Raw genomic sequence first — 15,135 nt, 5'->3', positions numbered from 1 at the left:
TATAAAAAATTTCATATAATTGTAGCATTAACATTTAATTTTTTGGTAATATAATTTATATTGAATGTGATTTTAATCAAAAATAAAATGTGATTAAATATATTTCCTTTTTGGAAAATTTGTAAATGAAAATATATACAATTATATAGAATAATGGAAATGGAGGGATAATAATTGAACATATCTCAGTTGCCTAATGACGAATTAGTGTATACTCTGCTGCAGAAAGGATTGGATGCATCCCAGGCCAGGAGCAGCGCAACAGCCGAAAATATATCCAATATAAATACCAAGGGGTATAAAAGGAAATATGTCACTTTTGAAGAAAATTTAAAAAAAAGTATGGATGATTTGGAACTTAAGACAGATGATGAAAAACACATGAAAATAGACAGTGATTATGGCTCCGTTGAGTTGGAAACAGACAATAGTACCAGCATGCGGGAAGACGGAAATAATGTGGACATAGACAATGAGATGGTAAATCAGTCAGCTAATGCTCTCATGTACAATGCACTTGTAACACAGATAAACAGCAGACTGGCCATGAAGCGGTATGTAATAGATGGAAGATAGGGGTGATAATTGTGATTGAAGCTTTTAATACAATGAGAATAAGTGCCAGCGGACTTTCAGCAGAGAGACTAAGAATGGATACCATAGCTTCCAATATGGCCAATGTAGAGACTACTAGAGGAGCTGATGGACAACCATATAGAAGGAAAGTAGCGGTTTTTCAGGAAAATTTACAGAGTGAATTAAATAAAAATGGACAATATGAAGATATACCCAGAGGTGTTAAAGCTGTGGGAGTAGTTGATGATCCTTCACCATTTAAGAGGGTATATGATCCTACTAATCCAGATGCAGATGCTGATGGTTATGTGTCTATGCCTAACGTAAATATATTAAATGAAATGGCCGACATGATGGTGGCTACCAGATCCTATGAAGCAAATGTAAGTGCCATTGATGCGGAAAAGAGCATGTTTTCGAAAGCTCTGGAAATAGGAAAATAGAAAAGGGGATAAGTACATATGAGAATAAATGAATATGTGCCTGACAGCAGTGTATTTGATTTTAACAAGTCTGTTCAGGACAGCAATCTAAACGGCAATAATACAGTAGTTAATAATCTTAATAACGCCATATCAGAAGATGGCAAAGTAGATGGAAGTACAGATGAAAATGACAGCAGTATATCCGATTTTGCGTCAATGCTGAAAAATGAGCTGGATGAGGTAAATGACCAACAGGTGCAGGCGGATAACAGCACCAAAGAGCTTATAGAAGGTGACAGAACGGATATACACAATGTAATGCTGGATACGGAACAAGCTAAGATGTCGCTGGAATTGGCGGTGCAAATCAGGAATAAACTTGTAGATGCATACCAGGAATTGAATAGAACACAGTTGTAGAAGGAGTGCTAATGGATGGGTAAGCTATCGCAATTTTTTAAGAATTTAATAGATAAATGGAAAAATTTGAGTAGAAATAAAAAGATAGCTTTTGGAGTCATAGCTGTGGGAATTATAGCGGCGATTATATTTGGAGGAATGTCCTTGGGAAAGAAAAAATATGCAGTGCTTTTTTCAAATATGAATGAAACTGATTCAGCAGCAGTGTATAAAAAACTCCAAGATGATAAAGTAGATGTCAAAGTAGAGGGAAATTCAATTCTGGTACCTAAAGATGAGGTAGACAGTGATAGGATGAAGGTGCTTTCAGAAGTACAGCTCACCAATGGAAGCCAGGGCTTTGAGCTGTTTGATAAAAGTAATTTGGGCACTACAGATGCAGAGATAAAGGTGAACTATCAGAGAGCTCTCCAGGGAGAACTGGAGAGGACTATAAAATCTCTTCCGCAGGTTGAAGATGCCAGGGTGCATCTTGTACTTCCAGATGACACTGAATTTGTAAAAGATACTCAGCCCGGAAGTGCTTCTGTAACTTTGAAGCTGAAGTCCGGACAAAAATTGAGCCAGGATCAGGTAAAGGCTTTGGTTGCACTTATATCAGGCGGTGTGAAAAATATACCTAAGGAAAATGTTCAGGTTATAGATGACAAGATGCAGCTTTTGTCCAAGGATCTATATCAAGATGAAGGCACTGGTACTGAAGACAGCACCGTTCCTGCAGAAAAACAGCAGCAGCTTCAGCAGCAGTATGAAAAAGATCTTGAGAAGAGGCTTTTAAGTATGCTGGAAACCGTATATGGCAAAGGTAAGGTTCAGGTGAGAGTAAATGCGGACCTGGATTTTGATGCTGTACAGCAGGACGCCACGACTTACGATCCCAATAGAAGAGCAGTGGTAAGTGAACATACGATAAACAGCACAAATGCCGGGGGTACAAATAATGCAGGTGCCAGCCCCGTGGACAATAATATGAGCAATACCACGACTACTACTGGAAATAATGGAAATTCAACCTACAATGAGGCCACAAGAAATTATGATGTATCCAAATCAGAGCAAAAAACTGTAAAAGCTCCTGGAAGTGTAAGGAGGCTTACAGCTTCTGTGGCATTGGATGGAAATGTAGATGATGCTACTAGGAATTCCATAAGAAATCTTGCAGTTTCTTCCATAGGTTATGATGCAAACAGGGGAGACACCATAAATGTGGAGGGTATACCTTTTGATACCACTGCCCAGGACAATGCGAAGAAAGATATGGATGCCATGGATAAGGCAGAGCAGCTGGCAAAGAGAAACAGGCTGATTGCAATTATAGGCGGTATTGCAGCAGCAGTGATTGCCACTGTAGTTGGAGTTATACTCTGGAGAAGAAAACATGAGGAGGAAGATTTGTTTGATGAGGAAATGGAGCCTCAGGGTATAGATGCAGTTGTAGGAGATGAAACCCAGGTTAAAGAGAAGCCTAAATTTAAACCTGTAGAACTTGAATCGGAAAATGAAGATACTCACGTTGAAAATGAAATAAAGAAATACGCTAAAGATAAGCCTGATCAAGTTGCAGACATAATAAAATCATGGTTAGCAGAAGATGAGAGGTGATAAGAATGGCTAGGGACAATCAAAAATTAACTGGAGTACAGAAGGCTGCCATATTATTTATAACTCTTGGACCAGAAGCAGCTGCAGGTATAATTAAAAGACTGCCGGAAGCCGAGATACAGAAGATAACTTATGAAATAGCCAATATAAGTTCAGTGAAATCGGATCAGAAAAAGGAAATACTTCAGGAATTCGTACAGATGAATAAAGCCAAGGATTATCTATTGGAAGGCGGCATAGAGTATGCCAGGAATCTTTTGTCAAAGGCCCTTGGAACTCAGAGGGCAGTTGAAATACTGGATAAAGTTACAGAGGCGACGCAGCAGTTCAGACCCTTTGCCATAGCTAGGAAGGCAGATGCTCACCAGCTTTTGAATATAATATCAGATGAGCACCCGCAGACCATAGCGCTTATACTCTGTTATCTTCAGCCTGACAAAGCCGGGCAGATACTTTCAGCACTTCCTGAAAATGTTCAGGCTGAGGTATCCTATAGAATTGCTACAATGAGCACTACTTCCCACAGGGTTGTAAAAGAAATAGAAAAGGTGCTTGATGACAAATTATCTTCCGTAGTTAAGTCTGATATGAGAGTAATTGGTGGTGTCCAGACCATTGTGGATATATTGAACCAGGTGGACAGGGCTACGGAGAAAAATATTACAGAGGGATTGGAGAAGGAAGATGCAGAACTGGCAGAAAAAGTCAAAGAGTCCATGTTCGTATTCGAGGATATTGTCACTCTGGATGATGTATCCATTCAGAGGGTACTCAGAGAGGTGGACTCAAAGGATCTTTCACTTGCACTTAAAGGATGCTCTGAAGAGGTGGCTGAGTGTATTTTCAGGAACCAGTCCAAGAGGGCTTCCGCAGCACTGAAGGAAGATATAGAATTCCTGGGACCTGTAAGACTTATGGATGTGGAAAAGGCCCAGCAGGGTATTGTGAATATTATAAGAAGGTTGGATGAAGCCGGAGAAATAGTTATGGCGAGAGGTGGAGAAGATGCGATCATCATATAAGATTATAAAAGGTGACAGCATAAATAAAGAGGGTACTCACGATATAGTTACGGTATTTAAAAAACAACCTCCTCCTAAAAGGAAGAACAATGTCGATTCACCTGAAGGTAATTATGACAGTCTGATACAAACCATGTTGAAAGGTGCGGCCGAAGAAAGAGAGAAAATACTTTCTAAAGCCAGTGTTGAAGCTGAGGAAATCAAAAAAAAGGCCTATGATGCTGCCAGTAAAAAGGGATATGAGGACGGCAGAAAAAGGGGGCAGGAGAAAGGCTTCAAAAGTGCTTATGATGAAGGATATGTGAAAAATATAGAAAAGGCTAAAATTGAAGGCGAAGATATAAGAAAGAAGGCAGATGCTGTCTTAAAAGCTGCTGTAGAGGAAAAAAACAGATATTTGACGGAAAAAGAAGAGGAAATCAAAAAATTTGTAATAAATACTGTGGAGAATATTTTAAAAGAAGAGATTAAAAACAAGGACAGTTTGAATCAGATGGTGTTTAATGCACTTTCACAGGTTAAGAATTCTAAAACTTTCATCATAAAGAGCAGAGAGAAATACTGCTGTGAATTTAAGAAGCAGGTTGATCTGTGGAGAGAGCAATTGCCCTTTAAGGGGGATATATTCATAATACCGGATGAGTCTCTGGAAGAGGGCAGTGTAGTTATAGAAAGAGATAATGGGAAAATTGTGCTGTCCGTGGACATAGCTGTGAAGAAATTGAGGAAAATATTTGAGGGCGTCAATTAGCAGATTTTTTGCCATAAGGGTGATGATTTAGTGATAAATTTAAACTTTCAGGAATTGAATAGAAAAATAAGCGAGGCCAATTTTTCCTATCAGGAGGGAACTGTAAAAAAAGTAATAGGACTTACTATAGAGGTTCAGGGAATAAATGCCTTCATAGGAGAAGTATGTACTATATATAATGAAGAAAATCATAAAATTGTATGCGAAGTTGTGGGCTTTAAAGAAGATGACATAATACTTATGCCCCTGGGGGAGCTTACTGGAATTTCCACAGGATGTAGAGTGGTTCCTGAAAGAAGGCATCTAAATGTTGAATGTTCAGAGGAACTTTTCGGAAAAGTTTTGGACGGACTTGGCAATCCTCTTCAGGGAGATCCGCTGAAATCCGGCAGTTTCTACGAACTGGATGCGGAACCGCCGGATCCGCTGAAGCGGAGAAGAATCAGCAGTGCCATTTCTACAGGTATACGTGCCATAGATGGTTTTTTGACCTGCGGAGAAGGTCAGAGAATTGGTATATTTGCAGGAAGTGGGGTCGGTAAAAGTACAACTCTTGGCATGATTGCAAGATATGCTGAAGCAGATGTGAATGTAATAGCACTTATAGGTGAGAGAGGAAGAGAAGTGAGGGATTTTATAGAAAAGGATCTTGGGGAAAGTGGATTGAAAAAATCCGTCATAGTATGTGCAACTTCTGATAAGCCTGCACTTGTCAGGCTGAAAGGAGCTTTTACCGCAACTGCCATTGCAGAGTATTTCAGGGATAAGGGAAAAAAAGTGATACTCATGATGGATTCTGTAACCAGGTTCGCCATGGCACAGAGAGAAATAGGACTAGCTGTTGGAGAACCTCCTGCTACAAAGGGATATACTCCTTCAGTATTTGCAAAGCTCCCAAGGCTTATGGAGAGAGCGGGAATGTCAGATAAAGGATCTATAACTGCATTTTATACTGTTCTGGTGGATGGTGATGATCTGAATGAGCCCATTGCAGATGCGGTCAGAAGTATATTGGATGGACATATAGTGCTGTCAAGGACTCTTGCCAATAAAAATCATTATCCTGCTATAGATATACTTGCCAGCATAAGCAGGCTCATGCCTGAAGTAACCACTGAGGAGCACAGGAAAAGTGCATCTTTTGCAAGAGATATGTTATCTACATACAGGAATTCAGAAGATCTTATAAATATAGGTGCCTATGTGAAGGGCAACAACAAGAAGGTTGATACGGCCATAAGATATTATGATGATATAGTTGATTATTTGAAGCAGAAAATGGATGAACACTCTACTTTAGAGGAAAGTGTAGACAGATTGAAGAACATGTTTGACTAAAATCAGGGAGGAAAAGCCAATGAAGTACAATTTTAAATTGCAAAAACTCTTGGATATGAGAATTGATAGAGAAGATAAAAGTAAAATAGAATTTCAAAAGGCTCAAAGTGAAAAGCTGAAGGTAAAAGAGAAGCTTACCCAGATGGAGGAAAAATATAATGAGTATAAAAACAGACCTCTCCCCACATCAGCCATAGAGCAGAAGATAACGCATATCTATATAAATGCCCTGGACTATAACATAAATGAAACCTCCCAGGAACTCAGCAAAAAAGAAAAGATTGTAGAGGGAAAAAGGGAAGAGCTGAAGCAGAGACAGATTGACAGAAAAACTGTGGAAACATTAAAGGACAAGGGATACAGAAACTTCGTCAAGGAACAGAATAGAATAGAGCAGAAGTTGAACGATGAATTTGCCCTCTATGGATTTATTAGAAATTTAGGTACAAGGTAATGATTTGATTAAAGATTGTTATTTTGGAGTACATATATGCTGGAAAGGAGGTGAATACAAAGTGGCTAACATAAATGCTGCAGCATCTGTAAATGCCGCGGATGTTCTAAACAACACAGCATCAAATGTTTCCGGAGACAGGACAAATGTGAAAAATTCCGGTGATTTCAAAAATACATTAAAAGATGCCTTTAAGGATGTCTCAAAATCCGATAATTCAAATGAAAATGTAAAAGCAAGTAGAACATCAGAGGACAGTGTTACAGTTAATGACAGCAGCAAAGATCAAAATTTAGATGAAAAACTGAAAAGGCAGCTGGAAAAGGCAGGTTTCAGTCAGGAGGAAATAGAGAAAATAGAAGATGAAATTAAGCAGGAAGATGTAGATCCCAAAAATTTGTCTTATATACTCAATATGTTGTTTTCCTATAATGGTAATTTGAATGACAGTGAACTGGTGGATAAAATAAGTGATCTTCTAAGTGACAACATAAGCAGTGATATTTTGAAAAACCTTCAGGCTATAATATCGGACAATACAGCTGGGAGCAAAAATATCATAGATAAAATAGTAGAAAAAAATATAGACGGACTTGCAGATATTCTGCAGAAACTTGGAATCAGCGGGGAGTTCAGTGAAAAATTGGAAGCAGGTATTTTATCCAAAGTATCCCAGGAAGCAAATCTGGAACAGAACATATACAACAAGATAAAAAGCGAGATAAATTCTGCCCTGGCTGCACAGATGCGCACAGATACTACAGGAGAGAGCTTAAATGCCGGTTTGGCCGGAACTAAGATGCAGGATATTATCCAGAATGGACAGTCAAATATGGACAATAGTACGGTATCTTCTCAAAATGACCAGTTGAGTACGAATAATAACCTGATATCTTCTAAAGACGGAAACATGTCCCAGAATAATTCTGATAAATCCAGTGACAAGGGAAGTGGAAATCTCACCAGCAGTGGAGATGAAATATTGAAGAAAATAATAGAAGGCGGAGATGGAGACAAGATCTCCAAAGCTGCCAATTTTATGACACAATTCTCAAATATAAACGGAGACAACACTGTAGAAAATCTGAAAAATCTGGTCATAAACAAAAATTCCTTTACTTCTGATATCATAAAAACTTTAAAATACATGGATCTCAACAATGTGAAGCAGCTGACAGTAAAGGTAAATCCCAGGGAACTGGGGGAAATCACCATAAATCTGGTTATGGAAGCTGGCAAAATGAAAGCAGCTATCACAGCCTCCAATCAGGATACCTACAATCTTTTGAATTACAATCTACAGGATTTATCGAACAAAATTCAGGGCAATGATATAAGAGTTCAAAGCTTTTCCCTGAATCTTTACAACGAGGACACTACCTATTTCAGGGATGAAAGCAGAAAAGGACAGCAGAACAAGGGAAACGGCAGTGGAAAGAATATGACCGTTGACAGTATATCCGGGGAAGAAGCCCCCCAGGAGGACTATTATGAGGAAAACAATGTAAATATATTGGCTTAATTTGGAGAGGAGGTAATTGTTATGGCTATATCGGTTGATAATAGCTTGAATCGAAATTATAATATGGCTGCTGCAGCTGCAGATCAGAATGCTGTAAATACAAATGAAACAACTGATTCATCCAGTGACGACGACACTACCATCGGTGATTTTTATAGTGATCCTACCAGAACTGAAAGGGGAACTAAAATAGTAAAGGCCAATGGTGACATAGATAAGAACATGTTCCTTAAAATACTGGCAGCGGAACTTTCAAATCAGGATCCTACAAGCAGCGATTCCCAGAGCGGAACGGAGTATGTCAGCCAGCTGGCGCAGTTTTCATCCCTGGAGCAGATGACCAATTTAAACAGCAGCAATAAATTGAATTCAGCCAATTCACTTGTGAATAAATATGTCACCTTCAGCGATCTGGATTCCAATGGAAGCAATTATAACGGCCAGGTGGTGGGAGTCCTAAAAAATGGCGATGACATAACACTGAACACACTTATAGGCCAGGATGCGGACGGCAATGGCATATACAAGGATTTTGACATAGACGATGTGATTAGAATCGATGATCTGGGAGATGCTTTTGATCCAACTACGAATAATATGATGCTTTTAAATGCAACCTCACTTATAGGCAAAAAAGTTGATATAGATGAAAAAGATGAAGATGGAAATGACTACAGCGGTGTAGTCCAGTCCGTATCCAGGGGAACCGGCGGAATAATTATAAAGGTGCAAATTGGGGACGATGAAACCAAGGACTTTTATTTTGATCAGGTTTCCAGGGTAGAGAATTCATAAAGTGCAGGTGTGATGAAACCATGGGATATAGAGTCGTAAATGGCAAGCTGCATTTTACACAGGATATAGCTGCAGCATACGGCATTCAAGACAGTACGAATAATGTGGAGAACAGCCGCCAGAGGGAAATATCCTTCAAGGATACCTTGAAGACTGAGATAGACAAGGCCAATAGTTTTACTATATCAAATCATGCTGCAGAGAGGCTTAAAAGCAGGAACATAGTGTTAAGTGAAAAGGACATGAAAAACATAAACTCCGCCATAAATAGGGCGGATGACAGAGGATGCAGGGAATCCGCACTTCTCTACAAGGATACGGTGCTCATCACTTCCATAAAAAACAGGACTGTGATTACGGCACTGAACAAGAATGCGGACAATGACAGCGTATTTACCAACATAGACAGCATGGTGATAGTGTAATTATTTCAAATATAATTGATTTTCGGTGAAACCGAAAATCCTCATTAATTGTCAATTGTAAATTGTCAATTGTTAATTGTTAATTGTGAATTCAAAAAAAGCTGGCCGGACCACAAGGTGGAAGCCAGGTTCTGCGGAATGAAAGAAACAGGACAAAAAATATCAAATATAATTGATTTTCGGCAGCTGCCGAAAATCTCCATAAATTGTGCATTGTGCATTGTAAATTTTGAATTTAAAAAAATTGGAGGGAAATATATGTTACCATCATTGTACTCGGGAATAAGCGGCCTCAGGGCCAACCAGCAGAAATTGAACGTAGTTGCAAACAACATAGCAAACTCCACCACCACGGGATTCAAATCCCAGAGTATGAACTTTCAGGACACCATAAGCCAGACCCTTTCTGATCCAAGTGCTCCCAGCAACAGCATAGGCGGTGTCAACGGAAAGCAGAGCGGACTTGGAGTGAAGGTGGCAGGCATAAGCACGGATTTTACAACAGGAAGCGTAGGAACCACCAACAGAACTCTGGACTTTATGATAGACGGACCGGGATATTTTGTAGTGGGAACTGGTGCTGTGGCTGGAAAGACTTCTAGTGATATTGGTAATACAGTTACAAGTAATGTGTTGCAGGAAGGAGGTATGAGTACTGATTACACAAGAGATGGTTCTTTTTTTCTGGATACCCAGGGAAATCTTCTCACTGTAGATGGCCACAGGGTTATGGGATATGTAATGACAGATGGAACTGATACTTCCACTATAACCTATAAAACTGATCCCAATGAACAAAATCAGATAGAATTTGTAGATGCTAATACTAAAGAAGCAGGTGGGGTAAAAGCAGTTACAGGTAAATTAGTACCTCTTTCCATTCCAGATAGTGTAGACAAAGGTGGTACAGTTGGTGAAGTAAAAGTAAAATCTTTTTCCGTGGGAAAAGACGGCTATATAACCGCACAGTTGTCGGATGGAAGCACGGCGGCACTGGGTCAGATAGCCATGGTGTCCTTTCAGAATGAGGAGGGCCTTGTAAAGGAGGGGGGAAATCTCTACACCACTTCTGCAAATTCAGGACAGCCTATAGTCAGAAGCGGAAAAGGAGCAGCTGATGACAACAGCGGCAGCTACGGAGACATGATTCAGGGTGCCCTGGAGATGTCAAATGTGGACCTGGCACAGCAGTTCACGGATATGATAATAGCTACAAGGGCCTTTCAGGCAAACGGCAAGATAATAACGACGGACGACGAGATACTCCAGGATCTGGTCAACCTGAAGAGATAGCCTATTTCAAATATCAAAGTTCAGATATAAAATATCAGATATGGTTGATTTTCGGCATCTGCCGAAAATCTCCCTTGATTATAAGTTTGTACATTGTCAATTGTGCATTGTAATGTAAAAAAAGTATTACATATTTATGCAGCCATAACAAATTATAGAAATCATCCCGGGTTATTCTGGCAAATTCATTATTGTATCTTGTGCCCGATGATGGTAAAATTCTAACAGAACCAGCACGAGGCAGGGCAAATATCAAAGTTCAGATATCAAATATTGTTGATTTTCGGTGCAGCTGAAAATTCTCATCAATTGTGCATTGAAATGTGAACTGTGAATTGAATAAGGAGGTTTCTATGATAAAACTTACGGGATTAAATGACAGGGAATTTGTTATAAATGCAGATCATATAGAAAAATTGACGGAAACTCCCCAGAGTGTGATAACTCTTACAAACGGGAACAAATATGTGGTGAAGGAATCCAATGATGAGATAATAAGGAAGGTTATAGAGTACAAGAGAAAAATATACAGGGGAGATTTTAAATAGTGTTTCAATAGCTTATACATAATATTTTGAAAGGAGAGAGTGTGATGGAAAATGGAGTGGAAAAAAAGAGTGGAATAAACTTCAAGATAATTTTGATAACTCTTTTGTTTTTGGCTGCTATAGGTGCAGGAGCTTATTTTGGATACAACAAGTTTTTAAAGGGCAGCAGCAAAAGTCCAAATGTAGTTGCACAGAACAACAGCTCATCGGTTCAAACCCAGCAGACATCCAGCCAGGGAAGCAGCAGCAGTTCAAGTTATCTGCAGCAGGTTGTATCCAAATATACTTTTGACTTAGGTGATTTTACAGTAAATCTGGCAGATGAGGGTGGGAAAAACTACTTGAAAATAAGTGCATATCTCGGATATGACGATAAAAAGTTGAATGAAGAGCTTACAGACAAGAAGCCTATGATAAGGGATGCTGTCATAGATATTCTGAGGACCAAAAAGGTGTCCGACATAAATCCCAAGTATATGGACAATATAAAAATGCAGATTATCCAGAAAATAAACCCCATGCTGGAAAATGGAAGATTGAATAATGTATATTTTGACGATATACTCACCCAGTAAAAGTATATGATTTGGCAGTTTTGTATAAATCCCATTGGAAAGGTTGAAATTTAAATGGACTTACAATTTTGGTGGATGCTGTTTAAAGTGATTTTGTCACTGCTCTTTATAGTTTTACTCATATATATTTTTGCCAAGTACGGAGGACAAAAATTCAAGAGTATTCAGGGCAGCAGATATATAAATATACTTGAGAGAACTCAGCTTTCCAAAGAAAATAGCTTGTTTGTAATAAAAATCGGTGAAAAAGGATATGTGATTTCGTCTTCAAATGGAAAAGTTGAAATAATCTGTGAGCTGCCGGAGAAAGAATTGTCAAAAGTTGAAAGTATGAAAAATGTCTACGAATATAAAAATTTAGGGGATTTATATAGGAAAACCGGCCTGCAGGATTTGGTGAACAAAGTCGGCCGCAGTATTTCAGCTAAAAAACTTAAAGTGAAAAAGGAAGATAGAGATGAGCGTTAAGCACAGCAAAAGCATTATAGTTATTTCATTTTTAATATTTGTTTTTATTGTTCTGGCAGGTTTTAGAGCACATGCAGCCCCTACTGATTTCCCAATACCAAATGTGAATGTTTCTGTAGACAATGCTTCTACACCCCAGCAGTATGTGGGCAGTATAAAACTGCTTATAGTGCTTACCATTTTGACACTGCTTCCTTCATTTGTAATGATGATGACAAGCTTTGTGAGAATCATAGTTGTATTTGGATTTTTAAGAAGTGCCATGGGAACACAGCAGTCTCCTCCAAATCAGGTATTGATAGGACTTGCGCTTTTTATGACGGTATTTATAATGCTTCCCGTTTATGGAAAAATAAATTCTACAGCCATACAGCCTTACTTAAACAATAAAATAACCCAGGAACAGGCTATAGAAACGGGGGCAAAACCACTGAGGGAATTCATGCTGAGGCAGACAAGACAAAAGGATCTGAAGCTTTTTGTGGACAATGCCAAGCTCAATTATAAGGTTACGAAAGACAATGCACCTCTTTATGTGGTGATTCCAGCTTATATGATAAGTGAGCTGAAAACCGCTTTCCAAATAGGTTTTCTGCTGTACATACCGTTTATGATAATAGATCTGGTGGTATCAAGTGTGCTCATGTCAATGGGGATGTTCATGCTTCCTCCTGTTATGATATCACTGCCTTTTAAACTGCTTTTGTTTGTCATGGTAGACGGCTGGTATCTGCTGGTGAAATCTTTGATTATAAGTTTTTCGTGAGGTGAATTTGAATGAGTGAAAATATGGTAGTGGGTATCATAAAAGATGCAATACAGACGGGACTTTTGATTTCAGCTCCAATTTTAATAGTTTCAGTACTGGTGGGACTTATAATAAGTATATTTCAGGCTACTACACAGATACAGGAACAGACACTTACCTTTGTGCCTAAACTTATTGCCATTGCCATAGTGGGACTTTTTACCGGAGTTTGGATGCTCCACCAGATGGTTAGTTTTACTGAAAGAATTTTTACATACATAGCACATATAACCCAGTGATCAGTTAATAGTTAAGAGTGTATAGTTTATAGTTACGGAGTGGATTAGTTTGATAAATACACTGTATTTTACGGCTTTAGTACTTGTTAGTATTAGAATGTTCTGTTTCTTCATGATGGTTCCCATATTTTTTCCCAATGGTACTCCCAATACGGTTAAAGTGGGATTGACACTGGTTATGGCATACATACTTTTACCGGGTATAGATTATTCTACTGTGAATAACATAAACAGTACTATTCCGTTTATATACAATTGTATAAATGAAGCCGCGGCAGGCCTCACCCTGGGTTTTATGGTGAGCTTGTGTTTTACGGCATTTAGAATTGCCGGCAGTTACATGGATTTACAGGTGGGACTTTCCATGATGAGTATGTTTGATCCCAATTCCGAAAGTACCTCCACTCTTCTGGAACGTCTTATGTACTGGCTCGGTATGGTGGTTTTTCTGGCAGTGGATGGCCATCATATGCTTATAAAATCCCTGCTGGAAAGTTTCAGCACCATAAAACTTGGAAGTTTTTTATTGACACAGGGATCCATCAATATTGTAATAAAAGCTTTCATAACATATTTTTCCATAGCAGTGAAAATAGCAGTTCCCATACTCATCATAATGCTGGTGGTTAATTTGACTATGGCTCTCATAGCAAGGACTGTACCGCAGCTTAACATAATGATACTGGGGCTCCCAATACAGATATTAGTCGGCATGGCTTCCTTTTGCTTTGCACTCCCTATATTTTTGAATATTATGGAAAAGACTTTTTATGCCATACCGGATTCCATAAGGGGATTTTATCATACTCTGCCGCTGCTTATAATATTTGCCTCCGATGACAAGACGGAGGAAGCCACTCCCAGAAAGAAAAGTGATGCAAGAAAAAAGGGACAGGTTGCTAAAAGTAAGGAAGTGGCTCTAGCACTGACTCTTTTAGCTTCCACGATAGCTATACTTGTCTTTGGAGGATATATAGGTTCCCAGATGAAAGATACCATGGTGGCATTTTTAAATAATTATCTGTTGACTTCCTTAAATTATGGAAGTGTCCAGAAAATAGCTTTTATAACTGTATGGAGACTGGCACTTATATTTTTACCCATAGCTCTGCCAATATTACTCATGGGAGTTTTGGCAAATTTACTGCAGACCAGGGGGCTTGTGACGGCCCAGACGCTGAAACCTGATTTCTCGAAATTGAATCCCATAAATGGGTTTAAGAGAATGTTCTCCATGAGAGCTGTAATGGAACTTTTTAAGGATACCCTGGTAATTGTAATAGTTGGAATTATAGGATATAAATTTATAAAAGACAATTACATGTATATAATGACACTGAGCAGTTTGAATTTTGAGAGCGTGATCAAGGCACTGTCAAAACTTACTGTGAACATATTTTTTAGGATAACTATAATAATGCTTGCCATAGCTATTATAGATTACATATTTCAAAATTTTCAGTACAACAAGGATCTTAAGATGTCAAAACAGGAGGTAAAAGAGGAGTACAAGCAGGATGAAGGAGATCCCCAGATTAAGAGCAAGATAAAACAAAAACAGAGAGAAATAGGCATGAGAAGAATGATGCAGGAAGTTCCAAAGGCAACAGTTGTAGTTACGAATCCTACCCATGTAGCAGTGGCCCTCAAATATGAAGACGGCAAAAACAGTGCTCCGGTGGTAGTGGCAAAAGGGCTGGATGCAGTGGCTTTTAGAATAAAAAAGATGGCTGTGGAAAATGATGTGCCTGTGATCGAAAACCGTCCTCTTGCAAGACTCCTATATGATGAAGTGGATATTGACAGGGAAATTCCTGTAGAAATGTACCAGGCAGTAGCGGAGATATTGGCACTGGTTTACAAGATGAGGTGAT

At 38.8% G+C, this 15,135-nt stretch carries 18 protein-coding genes; all 18 read left to right on the top strand.

Features of this window, described 5'->3' with window-relative positions; genetic code table 11:
* The first annotated feature begins 174 nt into the window (after window positions 1–174).
* The 18 genes from flgB (at window position 175) to J5G60_RS03525 (ending at window position 15,134) form a co-directional block, all read left to right on the top strand.
* Window positions 175–576: a flagellar basal body rod protein FlgB gene (gene flgB, locus J5G60_RS03610; protein ID WP_150356353.1), complete on the top strand. Its 402-nt coding sequence runs from the start codon at window positions 175–177 to the stop codon at window positions 574–576.
* Window positions 577–587: 11 nt separating this feature from the next.
* Window positions 588–1,019, top strand: coding sequence for a flagellar basal body rod protein FlgC (flgC, locus tag J5G60_RS03605; RefSeq protein ID WP_150356354.1), 432 nt, complete (start codon window positions 588–590; stop codon window positions 1,017–1,019).
* 18 nt (window positions 1,020–1,037) lie between these two features.
* Window positions 1,038–1,421, top strand: a complete 384-nt coding sequence (gene fliE / locus J5G60_RS03600) for a flagellar hook-basal body complex protein FliE (RefSeq protein ID WP_150356355.1) — start codon at window positions 1,038–1,040, stop codon at window positions 1,419–1,421.
* Between the two features lie 15 nt (window positions 1,422–1,436).
* Complete coding sequence (fliF, locus tag J5G60_RS03595; protein ID WP_150356356.1) at window positions 1,437–3,023, top strand: flagellar basal-body MS-ring/collar protein FliF; 1,587 nt, start codon at window positions 1,437–1,439, stop codon at window positions 3,021–3,023.
* 5 nt (window positions 3,024–3,028) lie between these two features.
* Window positions 3,029–4,045, top strand: a complete 1,017-nt coding sequence (gene fliG, locus J5G60_RS03590; RefSeq protein ID WP_150356357.1) for a flagellar motor switch protein FliG — start codon at window positions 3,029–3,031, stop codon at window positions 4,043–4,045.
* Window positions 4,029–4,796, top strand: coding sequence for a FliH/SctL family protein (locus J5G60_RS03585; protein ID WP_150356358.1), 768 nt, complete (start codon window positions 4,029–4,031; stop codon window positions 4,794–4,796). Before fliG ends, J5G60_RS03585 begins: the two co-directional genes overlap by 17 nt.
* Before the next feature lie 30 nt (window positions 4,797–4,826).
* A complete protein-coding gene (gene fliI, locus J5G60_RS03580) occupies window positions 4,827–6,134 on the top strand; it encodes a flagellar protein export ATPase FliI (RefSeq protein ID WP_150356359.1) in 1,308 nt (435 codons plus the stop codon).
* Between the two features lie 19 nt (window positions 6,135–6,153).
* Window positions 6,154–6,588 carry a flagellar export protein FliJ gene (gene fliJ / locus J5G60_RS03575; protein ID WP_150356360.1) on the top strand — a complete coding sequence of 145 codons (435 nt, stop codon included), beginning with the start codon at window positions 6,154–6,156 and terminating at the stop codon, window positions 6,586–6,588.
* A 61-nt stretch (window positions 6,589–6,649) separates the two neighbouring features.
* Window positions 6,650–8,110: a flagellar hook-length control protein FliK gene (locus J5G60_RS03570; RefSeq protein WP_150356361.1), complete on the top strand. Its 1,461-nt coding sequence runs from the start codon at window positions 6,650–6,652 to the stop codon at window positions 8,108–8,110.
* Between the two features lie 21 nt (window positions 8,111–8,131).
* Window positions 8,132–8,905, top strand: coding sequence for a flagellar hook assembly protein FlgD (locus J5G60_RS03565; protein WP_150356362.1), 774 nt, complete (start codon window positions 8,132–8,134; stop codon window positions 8,903–8,905).
* Window positions 8,906–8,925: 20 nt separating this feature from the next.
* On the top strand, window positions 8,926–9,330 hold the full coding sequence (locus tag J5G60_RS03560; RefSeq protein WP_150356363.1) for a TIGR02530 family flagellar biosynthesis protein: 405 nt from the start codon (window positions 8,926–8,928) through the stop codon (window positions 9,328–9,330).
* A 258-nt stretch (window positions 9,331–9,588) separates the two neighbouring features.
* Window positions 9,589–10,623, top strand: coding sequence for a flagellar hook-basal body complex protein (locus tag J5G60_RS03555; RefSeq protein WP_150356364.1), 1,035 nt, complete (start codon window positions 9,589–9,591; stop codon window positions 10,621–10,623).
* Window positions 10,624–10,976: 353 nt separating this feature from the next.
* On the top strand, window positions 10,977–11,171 hold the full coding sequence (locus J5G60_RS03550) for a flagellar FlbD family protein (protein WP_150356365.1): 195 nt from the start codon (window positions 10,977–10,979) through the stop codon (window positions 11,169–11,171).
* A 44-nt stretch (window positions 11,172–11,215) separates the two neighbouring features.
* On the top strand, window positions 11,216–11,746 hold the full coding sequence (locus J5G60_RS03545) for a flagellar basal body-associated FliL family protein (protein ID WP_150356366.1): 531 nt from the start codon (window positions 11,216–11,218) through the stop codon (window positions 11,744–11,746).
* A 54-nt stretch (window positions 11,747–11,800) separates the two neighbouring features.
* Window positions 11,801–12,214: a flagellar biosynthetic protein FliO gene (gene fliO, locus J5G60_RS03540; protein ID WP_150356367.1), complete on the top strand. Its 414-nt coding sequence runs from the start codon at window positions 11,801–11,803 to the stop codon at window positions 12,212–12,214.
* Window positions 12,204–12,980 (top strand): flagellar type III secretion system pore protein FliP, encoded by a 777-nt coding sequence (fliP, locus tag J5G60_RS03535; protein ID WP_150356368.1) that lies wholly within the window; start codon window positions 12,204–12,206, stop codon window positions 12,978–12,980. The genes fliO and fliP overlap by 11 nt, the downstream gene beginning before the upstream one ends.
* 11 nt (window positions 12,981–12,991) lie before the next feature.
* Entirely contained in the window at window positions 12,992–13,261 is a 270-nt protein-coding gene (gene fliQ / locus J5G60_RS03530; protein WP_150356369.1) for a flagellar biosynthesis protein FliQ, read from the top strand.
* 49 nt (window positions 13,262–13,310) lie between these two features.
* The gene (locus J5G60_RS03525) at window positions 13,311–15,134 is read left to right on the top strand and encodes a fused FliR family export protein/FlhB family type III secretion system protein (RefSeq protein WP_150356370.1); all 1,824 of its coding nucleotides are present in this window, start codon (window positions 13,311–13,313) and stop codon (window positions 15,132–15,134) included.
* Window position 15,135 lies beyond the last annotated feature (1 nt).

This window comes from Clostridium sp. HV4-5-A1G (assembly GCF_900184915.1).
Classification (GTDB): Bacteria; Bacillota; Clostridia; order Clostridiales; family Clostridiaceae; genus Clostridium_B; species Clostridium_B aromativorans.
This window is presented reverse-complemented; position numbering and strand designations above follow the sequence as displayed.

Coding starts and splice junctions, on each gene's coding strand:
- fliE (WP_150356355.1), top strand. CDS start 1,038: ATGAGAATAAATGAATATGTGCCTGACAGCAGTGTATTTGATTTTAAC.
- fliF (WP_150356356.1), top strand. CDS start 1,437: ATGGGTAAGCTATCGCAATTTTTTAAGAATTTAATAGATAAATGGAAA.
- fliG (WP_150356357.1), top strand. CDS start 3,029: ATGGCTAGGGACAATCAAAAATTAACTGGAGTACAGAAGGCTGCCATA.
- J5G60_RS03585 (WP_150356358.1), top strand. CDS start 4,029: ATGCGATCATCATATAAGATTATAAAAGGTGACAGCATAAATAAAGAG.
- fliJ (WP_150356360.1), top strand. CDS start 6,154: ATGAAGTACAATTTTAAATTGCAAAAACTCTTGGATATGAGAATTGAT.
- J5G60_RS03565 (WP_150356362.1), top strand. CDS start 8,132: ATGGCTATATCGGTTGATAATAGCTTGAATCGAAATTATAATATGGCT.
- J5G60_RS03560 (WP_150356363.1), top strand. CDS start 8,926: ATGGGATATAGAGTCGTAAATGGCAAGCTGCATTTTACACAGGATATA.
- J5G60_RS03555 (WP_150356364.1), top strand. CDS start 9,589: ATGTTACCATCATTGTACTCGGGAATAAGCGGCCTCAGGGCCAACCAG.
- J5G60_RS03550 (WP_150356365.1), top strand. CDS start 10,977: ATGATAAAACTTACGGGATTAAATGACAGGGAATTTGTTATAAATGCA.
- J5G60_RS03545 (WP_150356366.1), top strand. CDS start 11,216: ATGGAAAATGGAGTGGAAAAAAAGAGTGGAATAAACTTCAAGATAATT.
- fliO (WP_150356367.1), top strand. CDS start 11,801: ATGGACTTACAATTTTGGTGGATGCTGTTTAAAGTGATTTTGTCACTG.
- fliP (WP_150356368.1), top strand. CDS start 12,204: ATGAGCGTTAAGCACAGCAAAAGCATTATAGTTATTTCATTTTTAATA.
- fliQ (WP_150356369.1), top strand. CDS start 12,992: ATGAGTGAAAATATGGTAGTGGGTATCATAAAAGATGCAATACAGACG.